Here is a 16,540-nt window from a genome sequence, read left to right on the forward strand (position 1 = left end):
CACTTCGTACAATCCCGCGCCTCAGAGCGATCTACCATCTTTATGCGGTTTTGTAAGATAAATATTCGCTCTTGCCCTATTTATGCCACAGGATATCAATGGAAAAGAAACTTGGTCTGAGTGCCTTAACCGCACTTGTTTTAAGCTCCATGTTGGGAGCGGGCGTGTTTAGCCTGCCGCAAAATATGGCACAGGTCGCCAGCCCGCTGGCATTGATCATCGGCTGGGCCATCACTGGTGTGGGGATCCTGCTGCTGGCCTTTGCGATGTTATTGCTGACGCGCCTGCGGCCCGACCTCGATGGCGGCATATTCACTTACGCACGCGAAGGCTTTGGCGAGCTGATCGGCTTCTGTTCCGCCTGGGGTTACTGGCTGTGTGCGGTGATCGCTAACGTCTCATATCTGGTGATCGTGTTTTCCGCCCTCAGTTTCTTTACCGATACGCCTGAGCTGCGTTTATTTGGCGATGGTAATACCTGGCAGGCGATTGCAGGTTCATCAGTACTACTATGGGTCGTACATGCCCTGGTCCTGCGCGGTGTGCAGACCGCTGCCGGAATAAATCTTGTGGCCACGCTCGCTAAATTGCTGCCGCTGGGATTATTCATCGTGCTCGCGGGGTTAGCCTTTAGCCTTGATACCTTTACCCTGGATTTTAGCGGCGTAGATTTAGCGATGCCGGTGTGGGAGCAGGTCAAAGGCACAATGCTGATCACGCTGTGGGTGTTTATTGGGGTTGAAGGCGCGGTAGTGGTTTCCGCAAGAGCACAGAATAAGCGCGACGTTGGACGCGCAACATTGCTGGCCGTTCTCGCCGCGCTGGGTGTCTATTTGCTGGTCACGATGCTGTCTCTTGGCGTGGTGGCCCGCCCTGAACTGGCGGAAATGCGCAATCCTTCCATGGCCGGGCTGATGGTCAATATGATGGGGTCGTGGGGCGAAGTGATCATTGCCACCGGGTTAATTATTTCAGTCTGCGGCGCTTATCTTAGCTGGACCATCATGGCGGCCGAAGTCCCGCTGGTGGCGGCGACCTATAAAACCTTCCCGCGTATTTTTGCCAGGCAGAATAAAAATAACGCCCCGGCGGCGTCGCTGTGGCTGACCAACATCAGCGTGCAGGTTTGTCTGCTGCTGATCTGGCTGACGCACTCCGATTACAACACGCTCTTGAATATCGCCTCAGAAATGATTCTGGTTCCCTACTTCCTGGTCGGTGCGTTTCTGGTCAAAGTGGCTGCCCGTCCACTTCATCGCGCGGTGGGTATTGGAGCCTGTATTTATGGTTTATGGTTATTATATGCCTCAGGTCCCCTGCATTTATTGCTGTCAGTGATCTTGTACGCACCGGGTCTGCTGGTCTTTATCTACGCCCGGCGTACACATCAGCATGACAGCAAATTAAGAGCCGGGGAACAGGCATTAATCGTGTTCTTACTGGTTGCGGCGGTTCCTGCAACCTGGATACTGGTGGGGTAAAAAGTGCGCCCTAACGCCGATCCTTTTGGTCAATAATGTGGTTATGTTACCGGACGCAGTTTCGGCGGCGGCAAAGAAAGGCCGCAGGGCTAGTGGAATCGACTCCAGCACAGAATGAGCAGCCAGGCACTCAGGCTCCAGCAGATAACGGCAGCGCTCAGCGCCAGCGGAAGGCGCATAAAGCCGGTGAAATACCACAGCGACAGCAGATAAATAAAGTAGGGAATAATCGACCACATTCCAAACACGATAGTGGTTCGCAACGCTTCAATACCCCGCTCACTGGCGACAATATAGTGGGCGATTAAGGCAAAAGTCGGAAATAAAGGGATTAGCCCGGCGATATAATAATTCTTCGTTTTGGACAGTACGCTAATCAGCACCACCACCAACGCCCCCAGCGCCGCTTTGATCAGAAGCCCCATTCCTTTGCCTTTAACAGATAAATAACAATTACCGCAGCATAACGGAAGTGACTCTGTTTATGAACGATTAATGGAAGCTTTTGCTCAGGCGGTGTATGTTGGCTTTTTTTGTACCGTATCAATTATATGAATAAGATAGTTTTCGTCGAAGACGATCCTGAGGTTGGCGCGCTTATTGCCGCCTGGCTTGGGAAGCATGATTTTGCTGTCGTCATAGAGCCACGCGGCGATCGCGCGGAAGAGACCGTGCTGCGGGAAACCCCCGATCTTGTGCTGCTGGATATCATGCTGCCAGGCAAGGACGGAATGACTATCTGCCGCGATCTGCGTAACCAGTGGCAGGGGCCGATTGTCCTGCTAACCTCGCTCGACAGCGATATGAATCATATTCTCTCCCTTGAGCTTGGCGCGAATGACTACATCCTTAAAACCACGCCACCTGCCGTATTACTGGCCCGGCTGCGTTTGCATCTTCGTCAGCATATGACCCCCTCTTCTGATCCGGTCATCGCCGCATTGACGCCGCATAAGGCCATTCGTTTTGGTTCACTGGCGATCGACCCGGTCAATCGCCAGGTACTCTTAGGCAGCGATAACATCGCCCTCTCCACCGCCGATTTCGATCTCCTGTGGGAACTGGCTACCCATGCCGGACAGATTATGGATCGCGATGCGCTGCTGAAAAACCTGCGCGGCGTCAGCTATGACGGCATGGATCGCAGCGTTGACGTGGCTATCTCTCGCCTGCGGAAAAAATTGCAGGACAATGCCACCGAACCTTATCGAATTAAGACCGTGCGTAATAAAGGCTACTTATTTGCCCCTCACGCCTGGGATAATTAATGATTCGCTGACGGGATAGAATGCCGCCATGAAGAAACTGTTTGTGCAGTTTTACCTCCTGCTATTCGTCTGCTTTCTGGTGATGACGATGCTGGTAGGGCTGGTCTATAAATTTACCGCCGAGCGTGCCGGGCGTCAGTCGCTGGACGATCTGATGAAAAGCTCGCTCTATTTAATGCGCAGCGAACTGCGTGAAATACCGCCGCACGCGTGGAATAAAACCCTCAAGCGGCTGGATCTGAACTTATCGTTTGATTTACGCATTGAACCACTCACCAAATTTAACCTTGATGAGAGGGATATGCAGCACCTGCGCGCCGGGGATATTGTGGCGCTGGACGATCAGTACACGTTTGTCCAGCGCATTCCGCGTAGCCACTACGTGCTCGCCGTCGGGCCGGTGCCCTATCTCTACTTTATGCACCAGATGCGGCTTCTCGACGTGGCGCTGATGGCATTTATCGGTATCTCGCTGGCTTTCCCGGTGTTCATCTGGATGCGCCCGCACTGGCAGGATATGCTGCGACTGGAATCGGCGGCCCAACGTTTTGGCGAAGGACATCTGGCCGAGCGCATTCACTTTGACAGTATGTCCAGCTTCGAGCGGCTCGGGGTGGCGTTTAACCAGATGGCGGATAATATCAACGCGTTGATTGCCAGCAAAAAACAACTTATTGACGGCATCGCTCACGAATTGCGCACGCCGCTGGTCCGCCTGCGCTATCGGCTTGAGATGAGCGAGGGTCTCGCGCCCGACGAGTCGCAGGCGCTAAATCGCGATATTGAACAGCTTGAGGCGCTGATTGAGGAACTGTTAACTTACGCCCGTCTCGATCGCCCGCAAACAGCCCTCACCCTGACGACACCGGATTTACCTGCCTGGATCGCCGCACATGTTGATGATGTGCAATCCGTTAATCCGCAGCGGCAGATTATTGCCGGCAACATTGTCCCCGGCGACTACGGTGCCGTGGATATGCGCCTGATAGAACGAGTGTTAGATAATCTGCTGAATAACGCGCTGCGCTACAGCGAGCAGCAAATTGTGGTCAGCCTGGCGCTAACTGGCAACCGCGCCTGCCTGATGGTTGACGATGACGGCTGCGGCATTGCAGAGCACGAACGCCAGCGCGTCTTTGAGCCTTTTGTTCGCCTCGATCCCAGTCGTGACCGGGCGACCGGCGGCTGTGGCCTTGGTCTGGCCATCGTCTCCTCTATCGCTCAGGCGATGGCTGGGGATGTAACCTGCGAGGCCAGTCCAGCCGGAGGCGCACGTTTTCGGTTTAGCTGGCCGTTATGGCATAACATCGCCCTGCCGATCACTGCCTGAAAAAGTTGCACCAGAGCCTGAGTTTGCATAAAGTGAATACATTGAAAGTATGTTGTAACTAATGCGGAGTGTTCATGGCCAGTTATGATGTTGTTGAGCGGTTAACCTCTACCTTTCGTGAGCTGGAGCATGAACTGGCTGAACTGCGCCAGGATCTTGAAAACTGTCGGCTGTTGGCTGCGCGCGTCTTTGAACTGCCGGAGATCAAAAAGCAGGATGAGCATTCGCCGCTCAATCGTATCCGGGTGATTCAGCACGTGGGTAAAGCGGCATTCGCCCAGGCGCTCGGCCATTTTAGCCACCTGTTCATCCAGCAGCAGTCTGAAGTTCGCAGCAGTAAAGCGGCAGTACGTCTCCCCGGTGTGCTTTGTTTTCAGGTATCGCCCACCCAGCAGGAGGCGTTGCAGACTCGCGTTAGCCATATTAATGCGCTTAAAACGACCTTTGAAAATATCGTTACCGTGGAATCAGGTTTACCGACCACCGCACGTTTTGAATGGGTGCATCGCTACCTGCCAGGGCTTATCACCCTCAACGCTTATCGCACGGTCACGCTGCTTAACGATCCGGGCACGCTGCGCTTTGGCTGGGCCAATAAGCACATTATTAAAAATCTGACCCGTAATGAGGTGCTGGAACAGCTGGAGAAAAGCCTGAAATCGCCGCGCGTGGTGGCCCCCTGGACCCGTGAACAATGGCAGGCCCGGCTTGAGCGGGAGCATCAGGATGTCGCTGCCCTGCCAGAACGGGCGAAACTGAAAATCAAGCGGCCGGTAAAAGTGCAGCCCATTGCCCGCGTGTGGTATCCCGGACAGCAAAAACAGGTTCAGTATGCCTGCCCCAGCCCTATTATTGCGCTGATCTCCGGCACGGGTGGCGTCAGCGTGCCGGATATTGGTGAGCTACTGGATTACGACGCCGAAAATGTACAGCACCGTTACAAGCCAGAGGCGCAGTCGTTAACGCCGATCATTCCCCGACTGCACCTGTATGTGGCTAACGAGTAGCTGGCATACTGCCTACCATGTCTTGCGGACGCACCCAGCGCTCAAACTCCTCCTCAGTCAGATAGCCGAGCTTAAGGGCTGATTCTTTCAGCGTCAGCCCTTCTTTGTGCGCCTTCTTGGCAATTTCCGCCGCTTTGTCGTAGCCGATGTGCGTGTTCAGGGCGGTGACGAGCATCAGCGAGTCGTTAAGCAATTGCGAGATGCGCTCGCGATTTGGCTCAATACCGCTAGCACAGTGCTCGTTAAAACTCTCAATACCGTCTGCCAGCAGGCGCACCGATTGCATGAAGTTATGGATCACCATCGGACGGTAGACGTTGAGTTCAAAGTTGCCCGAAGCACCCCCGAGGTTGATCGCCACATCATTGCCAATTACCTGACAACACAGCATGGTCATCGCTTCGCACTGCGTCGGATTAACCTTGCCCGGCATGATGGATGAACCCGGTTCGTTTTCCGGAATGGACAGCTCGCCAATTCCACAGCGTGGGCCGGATGCCAGCCAGCGCACATCGTTGGCAATTTTCATCATTGACGCCGCCAGCCCCTTCAGCGCGCCATGCGAATGCACCAGCGCATCGCAGGTCGCCAGCGCCTCAAATTTATTCGGCGCGGTGACAAACGCCTGGCCGGTAAGTGACGCCAGCTCCTGCGCCACGCGCTGTGCATATTCCGGATGGGTATTCAGACCAGTACCCACGGCGGTACCACCTAACGCCAGTTCGCTCAGGTGCGGCAGACTATGTTCAAGATGGCGAAGATTATGCTCAAGCATTGCCACCCAGCCGGAAATTTCCTGACCGAGGGTGAGCGGCGTCGCGTCCTGCAAATGGGTGCGGCCAATTTTGACGATATCGCGGAAGGCCGCTGATTTCTCCGCGAGGGTGCTCTTCAGGACATTAAGCTGCGGGATCAGGTCTTCCTGGATCGCAATAATGGCCGCCACGTGCATGGCGGTCGGGAAAACATCGTTAGAGCTTTGGCTCTTGTTAACGTCGTCATTAGGATGGACTTTACGCTCCATGCCTCTCACGCCACCCAGCAACTCGCTGGCGCGGTTCGCCAGCACCTCATTCATATTCATGTTGCTCTGGGTGCCGGAACCGGTCTGCCAGATAGCCAGCGGGAACTCCTGCGGATGCTTTCCGGCAAGGACTTCATCGGCGGCATCAATAATGGCGGAGGCTTTTTCAGCGGGCAGCAGCCCCAAATCCTGATTCACTTTCGCGGCGGCGCGTTTGGTCAGCGCCAGCGCACGGATCAGCGAGACCGGCATTTTTTCGCTGGAAATGCGAAAATGCTCCAGCGATCGCTGGGTCTGGGCACCCCACAGTTTGTCTGCCGGGACCTCAATAGCCCCCATCGAATCTTTCTCACTGCGATGCGTTGTCATGACTGGCTCCTTGAATAAATGATGGAAGTGTCGACATTGCTCATCTGCAACCGAGATGAAGTATCAGCTATTTTGGGCAACTCACTTAATGCTTCGTGCGCTTAAGAGGAAGCGCGAAAGTCGTTTCCCGGCAGCGCGGCTGCCGGGATCGTTATGGTTAACGCTATTTCACGCAGCGCGCGCACTGCCCGCTGTTAATCTGCTGGAAAAAGTCGTTACCTTTATCATCAACCAGAATAAATGCCGGAAAGTTTTCAACTTCAATTTTCCAGATGGCTTCCATTCCCAGCTCCGGATATTCGACGCACTCGAGATGCTTAATGCTGCTTTGCGCGAGAACCGCTGCCGGGCCGCCGATGCTGCCGAGATAAAACCCGCCGTGCTGATGACAGGCATCCGTCACCTGCTGGCTGCGGTTGCCCTTCGCCAGCATAATCATGCTGCCACCGTTAGCCTGAAGCTGATCGACATAAGAGTCCATCCGTCCGGCGGTGGTCGGGCCAAGTGAGCCTGACGCATAACCCTCCGGCGTTTTCGCCGGGCCAGCGTAATAAATCGGGTGATCTTTGACGTACTGCGGCAAGCCCTCACCGCGATCCAGACGCTCTTTCAGCTTCGCATGCGCAATATCGCGAGCGACAATAATCGTCCCCGTGAGCGACAGGCGGGTAGAAACCGGGTATTGCGAGAGTTGACCGAGAATATCGCTCATCGGGCGATTGAGATCGACGTGGACCACCTCACCTTCGCCGGCCTGACGCAGCGCTTCGGGAATATAGCGCGCCGGGTTATTTTCCAGCCGCTCAAGCCAGATACCATGGCGGTTAATTTTCGCTTTAATATTACGGTCCGCAGAGCAGGAAACGCCCATTCCCACCGGACATGATGCTCCGTGACGCGGCAGGCGGATCACCCGAATATCATGGGCAAAATATTTACCGCCAAATTGCGCGCCGAGGCCGAGATTTTGTGCTTCTACCAGCAACTCCTGCTCCAGTTGCACATCGCGGAACGCCTGCCCCCATTCATTCCCCTCGTGCGGCAGCCCGTCGTAGTATTTGGTTGACGCCAGCTTGACCGTTTTTAGCGTCGCTTCGGCTGAGGTGCCGCCAATCACAAAGGCAATATGGTATGGCGGACAGGCGGCGGTGCCGAGAGTACGCATTTTGTCGACCAGATAATTTTTCAGTTTGCCCGGCGACAGCAGCGCTTTGGTCTCCTGATAGAGATAGGTTTTATTCGCCGAGCCGCCGCCTTTGGCGATACAGAGAAATTTGTACTCATCGCCGTCGACGCTGTAGAGGTCAATTTGCGCTGGCAGGTTGGTGCCGGTGTTGACCTCGGTATACATATCCAGCGCCGCGTTTTGCGAATAACGCAGGTTATCTTCGATGTAGGTGTTATACACCCCGCGAGCCAGCGCCGCCTCATCGCCGCCACCGGTCCACACGCGCTGCCCTTTTTTACCCATAATAATGGCCGTGCCGGTGTCCTGACAGGTCGGCAGAATACCTTTGGCGGCGATTTCAGAGTTGCGCAGGAATTGCAGTGCAACGTATTTGTCGTTTTCGCTGGCATCCGCATCGCTCAGAATATCGGCGACCTGCTGCTGATGGGCCGGGCGCAGCATAAATGAGGCGTCGTGAAAGGCGTGCTGCGCCAGAAGCGTTAACGCCTGCGGATCGACTTTGAGTATTTCTTGCCCGGCGAAGTGTTCAACAGACACGTGGTCACTACTGAGGAGATAGTATTCGGTTTCGTCCTTTGCCAGTGGGAAAGGATCCTGATAACGGAAGGGTTTGTTCGACATTTTGCTCTCACTGATGACTCAATCTGGTTATTTGTAGAGGCAGATATTCCATTTGCCCTGTTCAAAGCGAGTCCGCTTATCCTACACAAGTTTTTAACAAAAACTGAGAGTAATACGACTTTTTAGACGCGAGGGTTACTTCTGCCCGGTTTATTGGTTTAATAACAGGATTAATTCCATTAAATACAGGGCTTGATAATGCAAAAACTCATTAACTCAGTGCAAAACTACGCCTGGGGAAGTCATTCTGCGTTAACGGATCTCTACGGTATTGCCAATCCGCAAAACCTGCCGATGGCAGAGCTGTGGATGGGTGCACATCCGAAGAGCAGCTCAAAAGTGCAGGACGCCAGCGGAAACGAACGTTCGCTGCGCGAGATCATTGATGCCGATAAAGCATCACTTCTCGGCGAAAGCGTGGCTGCCCGCTTTGGTGAACTGCCGTTCTTGTTTAAAGTGCTTTGCGCCGCGCAGCCGCTTTCAATTCAGGTACATCCCAATAAAAAAGCCTCAGAAGAGGGCTTTGCCCGGGAGAATGCCGCCGGGATCCCGCTGGATGCTGCCGAACGTAATTACAAAGATCCCAACCATAAACCCGAACTGGTCTTCGCCCTTACGCCATTCCTGGCGATGAATGCATTCCGCGAGTTTTCAGAAATTGTCTCCCTGCTGCAACCCGTTGCGGGCGCACATACCGCTATCGCACATTTTTTGCAGCAGCCAGATGAAGATCGTCTCAAACAGCTTTTCGCCAGCCTGCTGGCGCTGGAAGGCGAAGAAAAAAGCCGGGCGCTGGCTATCCTCAAATCGGCAATCGATACTCAGGAAGGCGAGCCGTGGCAGACCATTCGCCTGATTTCTGAGTTTTACCCGGATGACAGCGGCCTTTTCTCACCGCTACTGCTGAATGTGGTGAAGCTCAATCCTGGTGAGGCCATGTTCCTGTTTGCTGAGACACCGCATGCTTACTTGCAGGGTGTGGCACTGGAAGTCATGGCAAACTCGGATAACGTTCTGCGCGCGGGCCTGACGCCAAAATATATCGATATTCCTGAACTGGTCGCCAACGTTAAATTCGTGGCTAAACCCGCAGCGGAACTGCTCACCCAGCCGGTGAAAAATGGACAGCAGCTCGATTTCCCTATTCCGGTCGATGACTTCGCCTTCTCGCTGCACGATCTGTCGAACCAGGAAAACCTCATTACTCAGCACAGCGCCGCGATCCTGTTTTGCGTTGAAGGCGAAGCGGTGTTGCGTAAAGACGAGCAGCAACTGGTGCTCAAGCCTGGCGAGTCGGCTTTTATCAGCAATGCTGAATCAACCGTCGCCGTCAGCGGAACGGGGCGACTGGCGCGTGTTTACAACAAGCTCAAGTAAGTTGCTGAACTTTTTTGAGAAGACTTGCTACGCTTAAAGGTAGCCTTGCATGCTTATCGGGCGGGATGTTCCGCCCGTTTTTATTTTTAGGGATAAACGCTATGAAAAAAACTGTGGTTGCTGCCGGAATTATCGTTGCGCTGGGCGTCGTCTGGACGGCGGGTGCCTGGTACACCGGAAAGCAGTTCGAAAATCGTATTGCGACGGTCGTCCAACAGGCCAATGAACAGCTCAAACGCACCGCGCCGGAAGCGAATGTGGAGCTGAGTTACGCTAACTATCAGCGCGGCCTTTTCACCAGCCATCTGGATCTGGTGATTAAGCCTGTTAATGGGGCGACGAGTCCGTGGCTGAAAAGCGGTCAAAGCGTGGTATTTAATGAACGCGTTGATCATGGCCCTTTCCCGCTGGCCCAGTTGAAAAAATTCAACCTTATCCCGTCTATGGCGTCAGTCAAAACGACACTTGCTAATAACGAAGCCACTAAACCCATTTATGATATCGCTAAAGGCGAAACGCCTTTCGTGGCTAATACCCGGATTGGTTATTCCGGCGACAGCCATTCAGATATCAGCCTGAAATCGCTGAACTATGAAAAAGACGGTGAGAAAGTGGCTTTCAGCGGCGGAGATTTCCAGCTGGATGCCGATCGTGAAGGCAACGTTTTCTCCCTTACCGGCGATGCTGAAAGCGGTATGGTTGATGCAGTGAATGAATATAATCAGCGTGTGCGGATGACCTTCAATAAGCTGAAAACTGAAGGCGAAAGTAAGCTCACCTCGTTTGATGAGCGTATTGGTAATCAGAAACTGAGCGTCGAAAAACTCGCTATTTCGGTCGAGGGCAAAGAGCTGGCGGTGCTTGATGGCATGAATATCGTCGGGAAATCCGAACTGGGCAAAGATGGTAAAACCATTGACTCCCAGATTGATTACACCCTCGACAGCCTGAAGCTCCAGAACCAGGATATGGGTAACGGCAAGCTGACGGTGAAAATCGGTCAGATCGACGGTCAGGCATGGCATCAGTTTAGCCAGCAGTACAATGCACAATCCCATGCGCTGATGGCGCAGCCTGAAGTGGTCCAGAACCCGCAGCTTTATCAGCAGAAAATGACCGAAGCGTTCTTCGGCGCGCTACCGCTTTTGCTCAAGGGCGAGCCGGTAATTACCATCGCCCCGCTGAGCTGGAAAAACAGCAAGGGTGAGACCACGTTCAACCTTTCATTATTCCTCAAAGATCCGGGTCAGGCCACCGAGCCTGCTCAGACGCTGGAGCAGGAAGTGGATCGCAGCGTGAAGTCGCTGGATACCAAACTGGTGATCCCAACCGATATGGCGACCGAGTTTATGACGCAGATTGCCCGTCTGGAAGGGTATCAGAGTGAGGAAGCGGCGAAGCTTGCTAATCAACAGGTGAAAGGCCTGGCGGCAATGGGCCAGATGTTCCGCATCACCACCATGGAAGACAACAACATCACCACCCGCCTGCAATACAGCAACGGTCAGGTGACGCTAAACGGACAGAAAATGCCGCTGACCGATTTTGTTGGCATGTTCGGAATGCCGGATCTGGGTATTCCGGCACCGCAGTCGGTTAACCCGGCAACACCTGCCGAGCCTGCGACCCCGGCGGTTCCGGCGATCCCCGCCACGCCTGCCGATCCGGCAGCCCCCGTGACGCCGGTGCCACCTGCAGCACCCGCACCACAACAGTAACGTTTTAGCCCCTCTACGGAGGGGCTAGTTTTTGCCTGCCAGTCTTGGCGACATAATCTGATTGCGCAGCGTGGTCGTCCCATTGGCGATACGTTGCAGAATGCGATCGGCGAGGCTCTCGCCCATCTCTCTTGCCGGGGTGATCACCCAACTGATCGGGATATCGTCCAGCGCACTCTCAGGTACATCAGCAAAAGCCGCCAGCGCCACCTGCTGCTCAAAATAACGTTCGATGCCGCTCTCATCACTCTGTTTCCCGGCGCGGAGCAAACCAAACCATGCTCCCATCGCCACGACGCTGTTGTAGCACAAAATGGCACTAATGGTCGGATTTTGCCGCAGCAATACTCCTACCGCCTCTGCCGCCTGTTTTTGGCTGCTTTCACACTCCACCACCCACTCGCTGTGGAACGGTAAACCAAACTTGAGTAACGTCGCGCAGTAGCCGCCGACGCGTTCGGCGCGAGTTAGCGAGGCGCTTTGTCCGCCAAGCCAGGCAATACGCTGATGACCGCGCTGAATTAATTGTTCCGTGATGATTTGCGCGGCCTGCATATTATCCGGGCGGATGAGATCCACTTCATCCAGATGACTGGCTCGGGAGGCAAACACCAGCGGAATACCCGCCTCGTCTGCGGCCTGGCGCAGTTCGGCTCCACGCGCCAGCGGACCGGCAATAATGACCCCATCCACCCCCTGAGAAATAAGCATCTCCAGACGTTGCAGCATCCATTCACCGTCGTCGCCGCTCTGCGTCAGGAAGACCATTCGCCCTTGCGACTCAAGCCTTGCAGTGATCCCGGCGGTCAGTTCGGCATAAAATGGCGCACAAATATCGCTGACAATCAGCCCTATCACCCCGCTGTGCCCGCCTCTGAGCGAAGCAGCCTGCCGGTTGCGCACGAAGCCCAGATGCTCAATCGCCTGATTGACGCGTTCACCGGTCGCAGACGATATTCGCCCTTTCCCGCTCAGGACCAACGAGACCGTACTAACGGAAACGCCCGCCACCTGCGCAACATCGCTGATCGTAATTTTTTTTGCGATTGTCATCGGATTGTCCATTTTTCTTCAACTGACAGGTAAAACGTTTTATCCATCATTCTGTTATCAGGACACTATGTTAGTCTCATAGTGTGATAGAAATCTCACTAAAATTTGATAAATCGTTTTATCTTGCCGCTACGTTTTGATTATGACATTGACAAGGAGTCATCGATGAATTCAAAAGCACCCGCAAAAATCACGCTGTGGGAGTTTTTCCAGCAGCTCGGCAAAACCTTTATGTTACCCGTGGCGCTACTTTCTTTCTGTGGGATCATGATGGGAATTGGCAGTTCTTTGAGCAGTCATGATGTCACCACCCTTCTGCCATGGTTGGATAACCCTTTTCTACAGGCTATTTTTGGCTGGATGAGCAAAGTTGGCTCATTTGCTTTTAGCTTTCTACCGGTGATGTTCTGTATTGCCATCCCGTTGGGGCTGGCGCGTGATAATAAAGGCGTGGCGGCTTTTTCCGGGTTTGTCGGCTATGCGGTGATGAACCTTGCCGTTAACTTCTGGCTAACCGCAAAAGGCATTTTACCGACGACGGATGCCGCTATTTTAAAAGCAAATAACATCCAGATGATCTTGGGCATTCAGTCGATTGATACCGGGATCCTCGGGGCAGTGATTGCCGGGATCATCGTCTGGATATTGCACGAACGTTTTCACACCATCCGCCTGCCGGATGCGCTGGCCTTCTTTGGCGGCACACGTTTTGTGCCGATTATTACCTCGGTAGTGCTGGGCCTCGTCGGCCTGGCGATCCCGCTTATCTGGCCAGTATTCGCCATGGGCATCAATGCGCTGGGTTACGCTATCAATAGCGCGGGCGATTTCGGTCCGATGATTTTTGGTACTGGCGAACGTCTGCTGCTGCCTTTTGGGTTACATCATATTCTGGTGGCGCTGATCCGCTTTACCGAAGCAGGCGGCACCCTGGATGTCTGCGGTCACAGCGTGAGTGGTGCGTTGACCATCTTTCAGGCGCAGTTAGGTTGCAGCGAAACCCACGGGTTTGCCGAGAGCGCCACTCGCTTCCTGTCGCAGGGCAAAATGCCCTCTTTCCTCGGCGGTCTGCCGGGGGCGGCGCTGGCGATGTATCACTGCGCGCGCCCGGAAAATCGGCCTAAAGTTAAAGGGCTGCTCATCTCCGGCGTGGTCGCCTGCGTAGTTGGCGGCACGACTGAACCGCTTGAATTCCTGTTCCTGTTCGTAGCGCCGGTGCTGTATGTGATCCATGCCCTGCTCACCGGACTGGGCTTCACCATCATGGCGGTGCTCGGCGTGACCATTGGTAATACCGACGGTAATATCATCGACTTCGTGGTCTTTGGTATGCTGCACGGGCTGGCTACCCGCTGGTATATGGTGCCGGTGGTTGCGGTGATCTGGTTTGTGGCCTATTACGCCATCTTCCGCTTTGCGATTGTGCGCTTTAATATCAAAACGCCTGGACGTGAAGTGGATACCACCAGCCCGCTGGAAAAAGCCGTCGCTGGCGTCACGGGTAAATCCGGGTACAACGTCCCTGCCATCCTGGCCGCGCTGGGCGGCGCAGAAAACATCATCTCACTGGATAACTGTATTACCCGCCTGCGTCTGTCGGTGCAGGATATGAGTAAAGTTGACAGCGCGGCGTTAAAAAACCTGCGTGCTATTGGGGTGGTGCAGCTTAACCAGCATAATCTTCAGGTCGTGATTGGGCCTCAGGTGCAGTCGGTCAAAGACGAGATGGCGACGCTCATGAATACGGTTCAGGCCTAAAATACACTTTCCCCCTTTGCTTCGGAGGGGGAAAATCAGCCTTCGGTTTAACGATAAGGACGCTGACATGTTTGACTTTTCAACCCCGGTGGACAGACACGGCACCTGGTGTACGCAATGGGACTACGTCGCCGACCGCTTCGGCGCAGCCGATCTGCTGCCTTTTACCATTTCCGATATGGATTTTGCCACCGCGCCCTGCATTCTTGACGCGCTGCGCACTCGGCTCGACCATGGCGTGCTGGGGTACAGCCGCTGGAAAAACGACGATTTTGTAGCGGCTGTCGCACACTGGTACGCTACCCGGTTTAACAGCCAGATCGATACGCAGCAGCTGGTGTACGGCCCCTCCGTGATTTATATGGTTGCCGGGATGATCCGCCAGTGGTCCGCCCCCGGCGACGGCGTGGTGGTACACACTCCCGCCTATGATGCGTTCTACAAGACCATTGAGAGTAATCAGCGACACGTGGTGGCGGTTCCGCTGCGTAAAGAGCATAACGACTGGCAATGTGATTTCGCCCAGCTTGAGCAGGCGCTGGCACAACCGCAGAATACCATTATGTTGTTGTGCAGTCCGCAGAACCCCAGCGGAAAAGTCTGGACGCGCGAAGAACTGACCACCATGGCGCGGCTGTGTGAGAAACACAACGTGGCGGTGATCAGCGATGAAATCCACATGGATATGATTTGGGGAGCGCATCGGCATATTCCGTGGTGCGAGGTGGCGCGCAGCCGCTGGGCGCTGTTAACGTCCGCTTCAAAAAGCTTTAATATTCCGGCGCTGACCGGGGCTTATGGGCTTATCGGTGATAATCCGTCGCGTGAGGCCTATCTCAACGCGCTAAAAAATCGCGATGCGCTCTCTTCCCCGTCGGTTCCTGCACTGGTGGCTCACATCGCCGCCTATCAGCAGGGCGCGCCGTGGCTGGATGCCTTACACGACTATTTACAGGGAAATTTGCGCTATATTAGCGATGCGCTTAACGGTGCATTTCCCGAGCTTAACTGGCAGCCGCCGCACTCAACCTACCTTGCCTGGATCGACCTGAGTCCGCTTGACGTGGATCAGCACGCGCTACAAAAAACGCTGATCGAGCAGCAAAAAGTCGCCATCATGCCCGGGTATACCTATGGTGCGGAGGGCAACGGTTTTATTCGTCTCAACGCGGGCTGCCCACGTAGCAAGCTGGAACAAGGGGTTGAGCGTCTGATTGCCGGGATCCACTCATTACGTTAATGTTTTTGCGCAAGAGAGAAATCTGTTGCGCAAAATAGCTTTTTCCCCGCATTTGTTTTTATAATGGATCGCACTTTACTTAAAAAAAGAGTGCGATCATGATTGATACAACCCTCCCATTGACCGATATTCACCGCCATCTGGATGGCAACATTCGCGCCCAAACAATTCTTGACCTCGGTCGCCAGTACAATCTCACGCTTCCCGCCGATACGCTTAGTGCGCTTATTCCGCATGTGCAGGTTACCCGTAATGAGCCAGATCTGGTCAGTTTTCTGGCAAAACTCGACTGGGGGGTGAAAGTCCTTGCCTCGCTGGAAGCCTGCCGCCGTGTGGCGTATGAAAATATGGAAGATGCGGCCCGCAACGGTCTGCACTATGTCGAGTTACGCTTCTCCCCTGGCTACATGGCGATGGAGCATAACCTGCCGATAGAGGGTGTCGTTGAAGCCGTAATTGCGGGCGTTCGTGAAGGCAGCCGTGATTTTGGCGTGGAAGCCCGCCTGATTGGCATTATGAGCCGCACCTTTGGCGAAGCGGCGTGTCAGCAGGAGCTTGAGGCATTGCTGACGCACCGCGACGGTATTACGGCACTGGACCTGGCGGGCGACGAACTGGGTTTTCCGGGGTCGTTGTTCCTGAGTCATTTTAATCGCGCACGCGATGCCGGCTGGCATATCACCGTCCACGCCGGGGAAGCGGCTGGACCGGAAAGTATCTGGCAGGCGATTCGCGAACTGGGCGCTGAGCGTATTGGTCACGGTGTTAAAGCGGTTGAAGATCCGGCACTCATGGAATTTTTACGTGAGCAGCGGATCGGCATTGAGTCCTGCCTGACCTCTAACATTCAGACCAGTACCGTGGCAAGCCTCGCTCACCATCCCCTGAAAACGTTCCTCGAACAGGGCGTGCTGGCAACGCTTAATACCGACGATCCGGCGGTGCAAGGCGTGGATATCATTCATGAGTATACGGTGGCAGCCCCTGCCGCCGGCCTGAGCCAGCAGCAAATCCGTCAGGCGCAAATTAACGGACTGGAGATTGCCTTTCTGACGCCGCAGGAAAAAGCAGCATTGATTCAGCGCGTCGCACAACGCTGATGAAT

At 54.4% G+C, this 16,540-nt stretch carries 13 protein-coding genes; 9 read left to right on the plus strand and 4 right to left on the minus strand.

The window, feature by feature from the left end; translation table 11 throughout:
* The first annotated feature begins 98 nt into the window (after positions 1–98).
* The gene (locus ACMGGS_RS18070; RefSeq protein WP_414163778.1) at positions 99–1,481 is read left to right on the plus strand and encodes an amino acid permease; all 1,383 of its coding nucleotides are present in this window, start codon (positions 99–101) and stop codon (positions 1,479–1,481) included.
* 89 nt (positions 1,482–1,570) lie between these two features.
* On the opposite strand, the gene ACMGGS_RS18075 is transcribed toward ACMGGS_RS18070, so the two are convergent.
* Positions 1,571–1,906, minus strand: a complete 336-nt coding sequence (locus ACMGGS_RS18075) for a GlpM family protein (protein ID WP_414163779.1) — start codon at positions 1,904–1,906, stop codon at positions 1,571–1,573.
* A gap of 126 nt (positions 1,907–2,032) precedes the next feature.
* Between ACMGGS_RS18075 and rstA the strand changes: the two genes are divergently transcribed.
* From rstA to tus, 3 genes are all read left to right on the plus strand, one after another.
* Complete coding sequence (gene rstA, locus ACMGGS_RS18080) at positions 2,033–2,749, plus strand: two-component system response regulator RstA (RefSeq protein ID WP_414163780.1); 717 nt, start codon at positions 2,033–2,035, stop codon at positions 2,747–2,749.
* Between the two features lie 28 nt (positions 2,750–2,777).
* On the plus strand, positions 2,778–4,079 hold the full coding sequence (gene rstB / locus ACMGGS_RS18085; protein WP_414163781.1) for a two-component system sensor histidine kinase RstB: 1,302 nt from the start codon (positions 2,778–2,780) through the stop codon (positions 4,077–4,079).
* A 74-nt stretch (positions 4,080–4,153) separates the two neighbouring features.
* Entirely contained in the window at positions 4,154–5,086 is a 933-nt protein-coding gene (gene tus, locus ACMGGS_RS18090) for a DNA replication terminus site-binding protein (protein ID WP_414163782.1), read from the plus strand.
* Here the strand turns inward: tus and fumC are convergent.
* Together fumC and fumA are read right to left on the minus strand one after the other, a co-directional pair.
* Positions 5,076–6,479: a class II fumarate hydratase gene (gene fumC / locus ACMGGS_RS18095; protein ID WP_414163783.1), complete on the minus strand. Its 1,404-nt coding sequence runs from the start codon at positions 6,477–6,479 to the stop codon at positions 5,076–5,078. The genes tus and fumC overlap by 11 nt on opposite strands.
* 163 nt (positions 6,480–6,642) lie before the next feature.
* Positions 6,643–8,289 carry a class I fumarate hydratase FumA gene (fumA, locus tag ACMGGS_RS18100; protein WP_414163784.1) on the minus strand — a complete coding sequence of 549 codons (1,647 nt, stop codon included), beginning with the start codon at positions 8,287–8,289 and terminating at the stop codon, positions 6,643–6,645.
* 198 nt (positions 8,290–8,487) lie between these two features.
* On the opposite strand from fumA, the gene manA reads away from it, so the two are divergent.
* Both manA and ACMGGS_RS18110 read left to right on the plus strand, forming a co-directional pair.
* Complete coding sequence (gene manA, locus ACMGGS_RS18105) at positions 8,488–9,666, plus strand: mannose-6-phosphate isomerase (protein ID WP_176920819.1); 1,179 nt, start codon at positions 8,488–8,490, stop codon at positions 9,664–9,666.
* A gap of 101 nt (positions 9,667–9,767) precedes the next feature.
* Positions 9,768–11,384 carry a YdgA family protein gene (locus tag ACMGGS_RS18110; RefSeq protein WP_414163785.1) on the plus strand — a complete coding sequence of 539 codons (1,617 nt, stop codon included), beginning with the start codon at positions 9,768–9,770 and terminating at the stop codon, positions 11,382–11,384.
* 24 nt (positions 11,385–11,408) lie between these two features.
* Here ACMGGS_RS18110 and ACMGGS_RS18115 read toward each other — a convergent pair whose 3' ends face one another.
* The gene (locus ACMGGS_RS18115; RefSeq protein WP_414163786.1) at positions 11,409–12,437 is read right to left on the minus strand and encodes a Mal regulon transcriptional regulator MalI; all 1,029 of its coding nucleotides are present in this window, start codon (positions 12,435–12,437) and stop codon (positions 11,409–11,411) included.
* A gap of 165 nt (positions 12,438–12,602) precedes the next feature.
* On the opposite strand from ACMGGS_RS18115, the gene malX reads away from it, so the two are divergent.
* The 3 genes from malX to add all read left to right on the plus strand — a co-directional run bounded on the left by malX (position 12,603) and on the right by add (position 16,535).
* Positions 12,603–14,195, plus strand: a complete 1,593-nt coding sequence (gene malX, locus ACMGGS_RS18120; protein WP_414163787.1) for a maltose/glucose-specific PTS transporter subunit IIBC — start codon at positions 12,603–12,605, stop codon at positions 14,193–14,195.
* A gap of 67 nt (positions 14,196–14,262) precedes the next feature.
* Positions 14,263–15,435: a MalY/PatB family protein gene (locus ACMGGS_RS18125; RefSeq protein WP_414163788.1), complete on the plus strand. Its 1,173-nt coding sequence runs from the start codon at positions 14,263–14,265 to the stop codon at positions 15,433–15,435.
* A gap of 98 nt (positions 15,436–15,533) precedes the next feature.
* Entirely contained in the window at positions 15,534–16,535 is a 1,002-nt protein-coding gene (gene add, locus ACMGGS_RS18130; RefSeq protein WP_414163789.1) for an adenosine deaminase, read from the plus strand.
* Positions 16,536–16,540 lie beyond the last annotated feature (5 nt).

The organism is Superficieibacter sp. BNK-5 (assembly GCF_047456055.1).
Classification (GTDB): Bacteria; Pseudomonadota; Gammaproteobacteria; order Enterobacterales; family Enterobacteriaceae; genus Superficieibacter.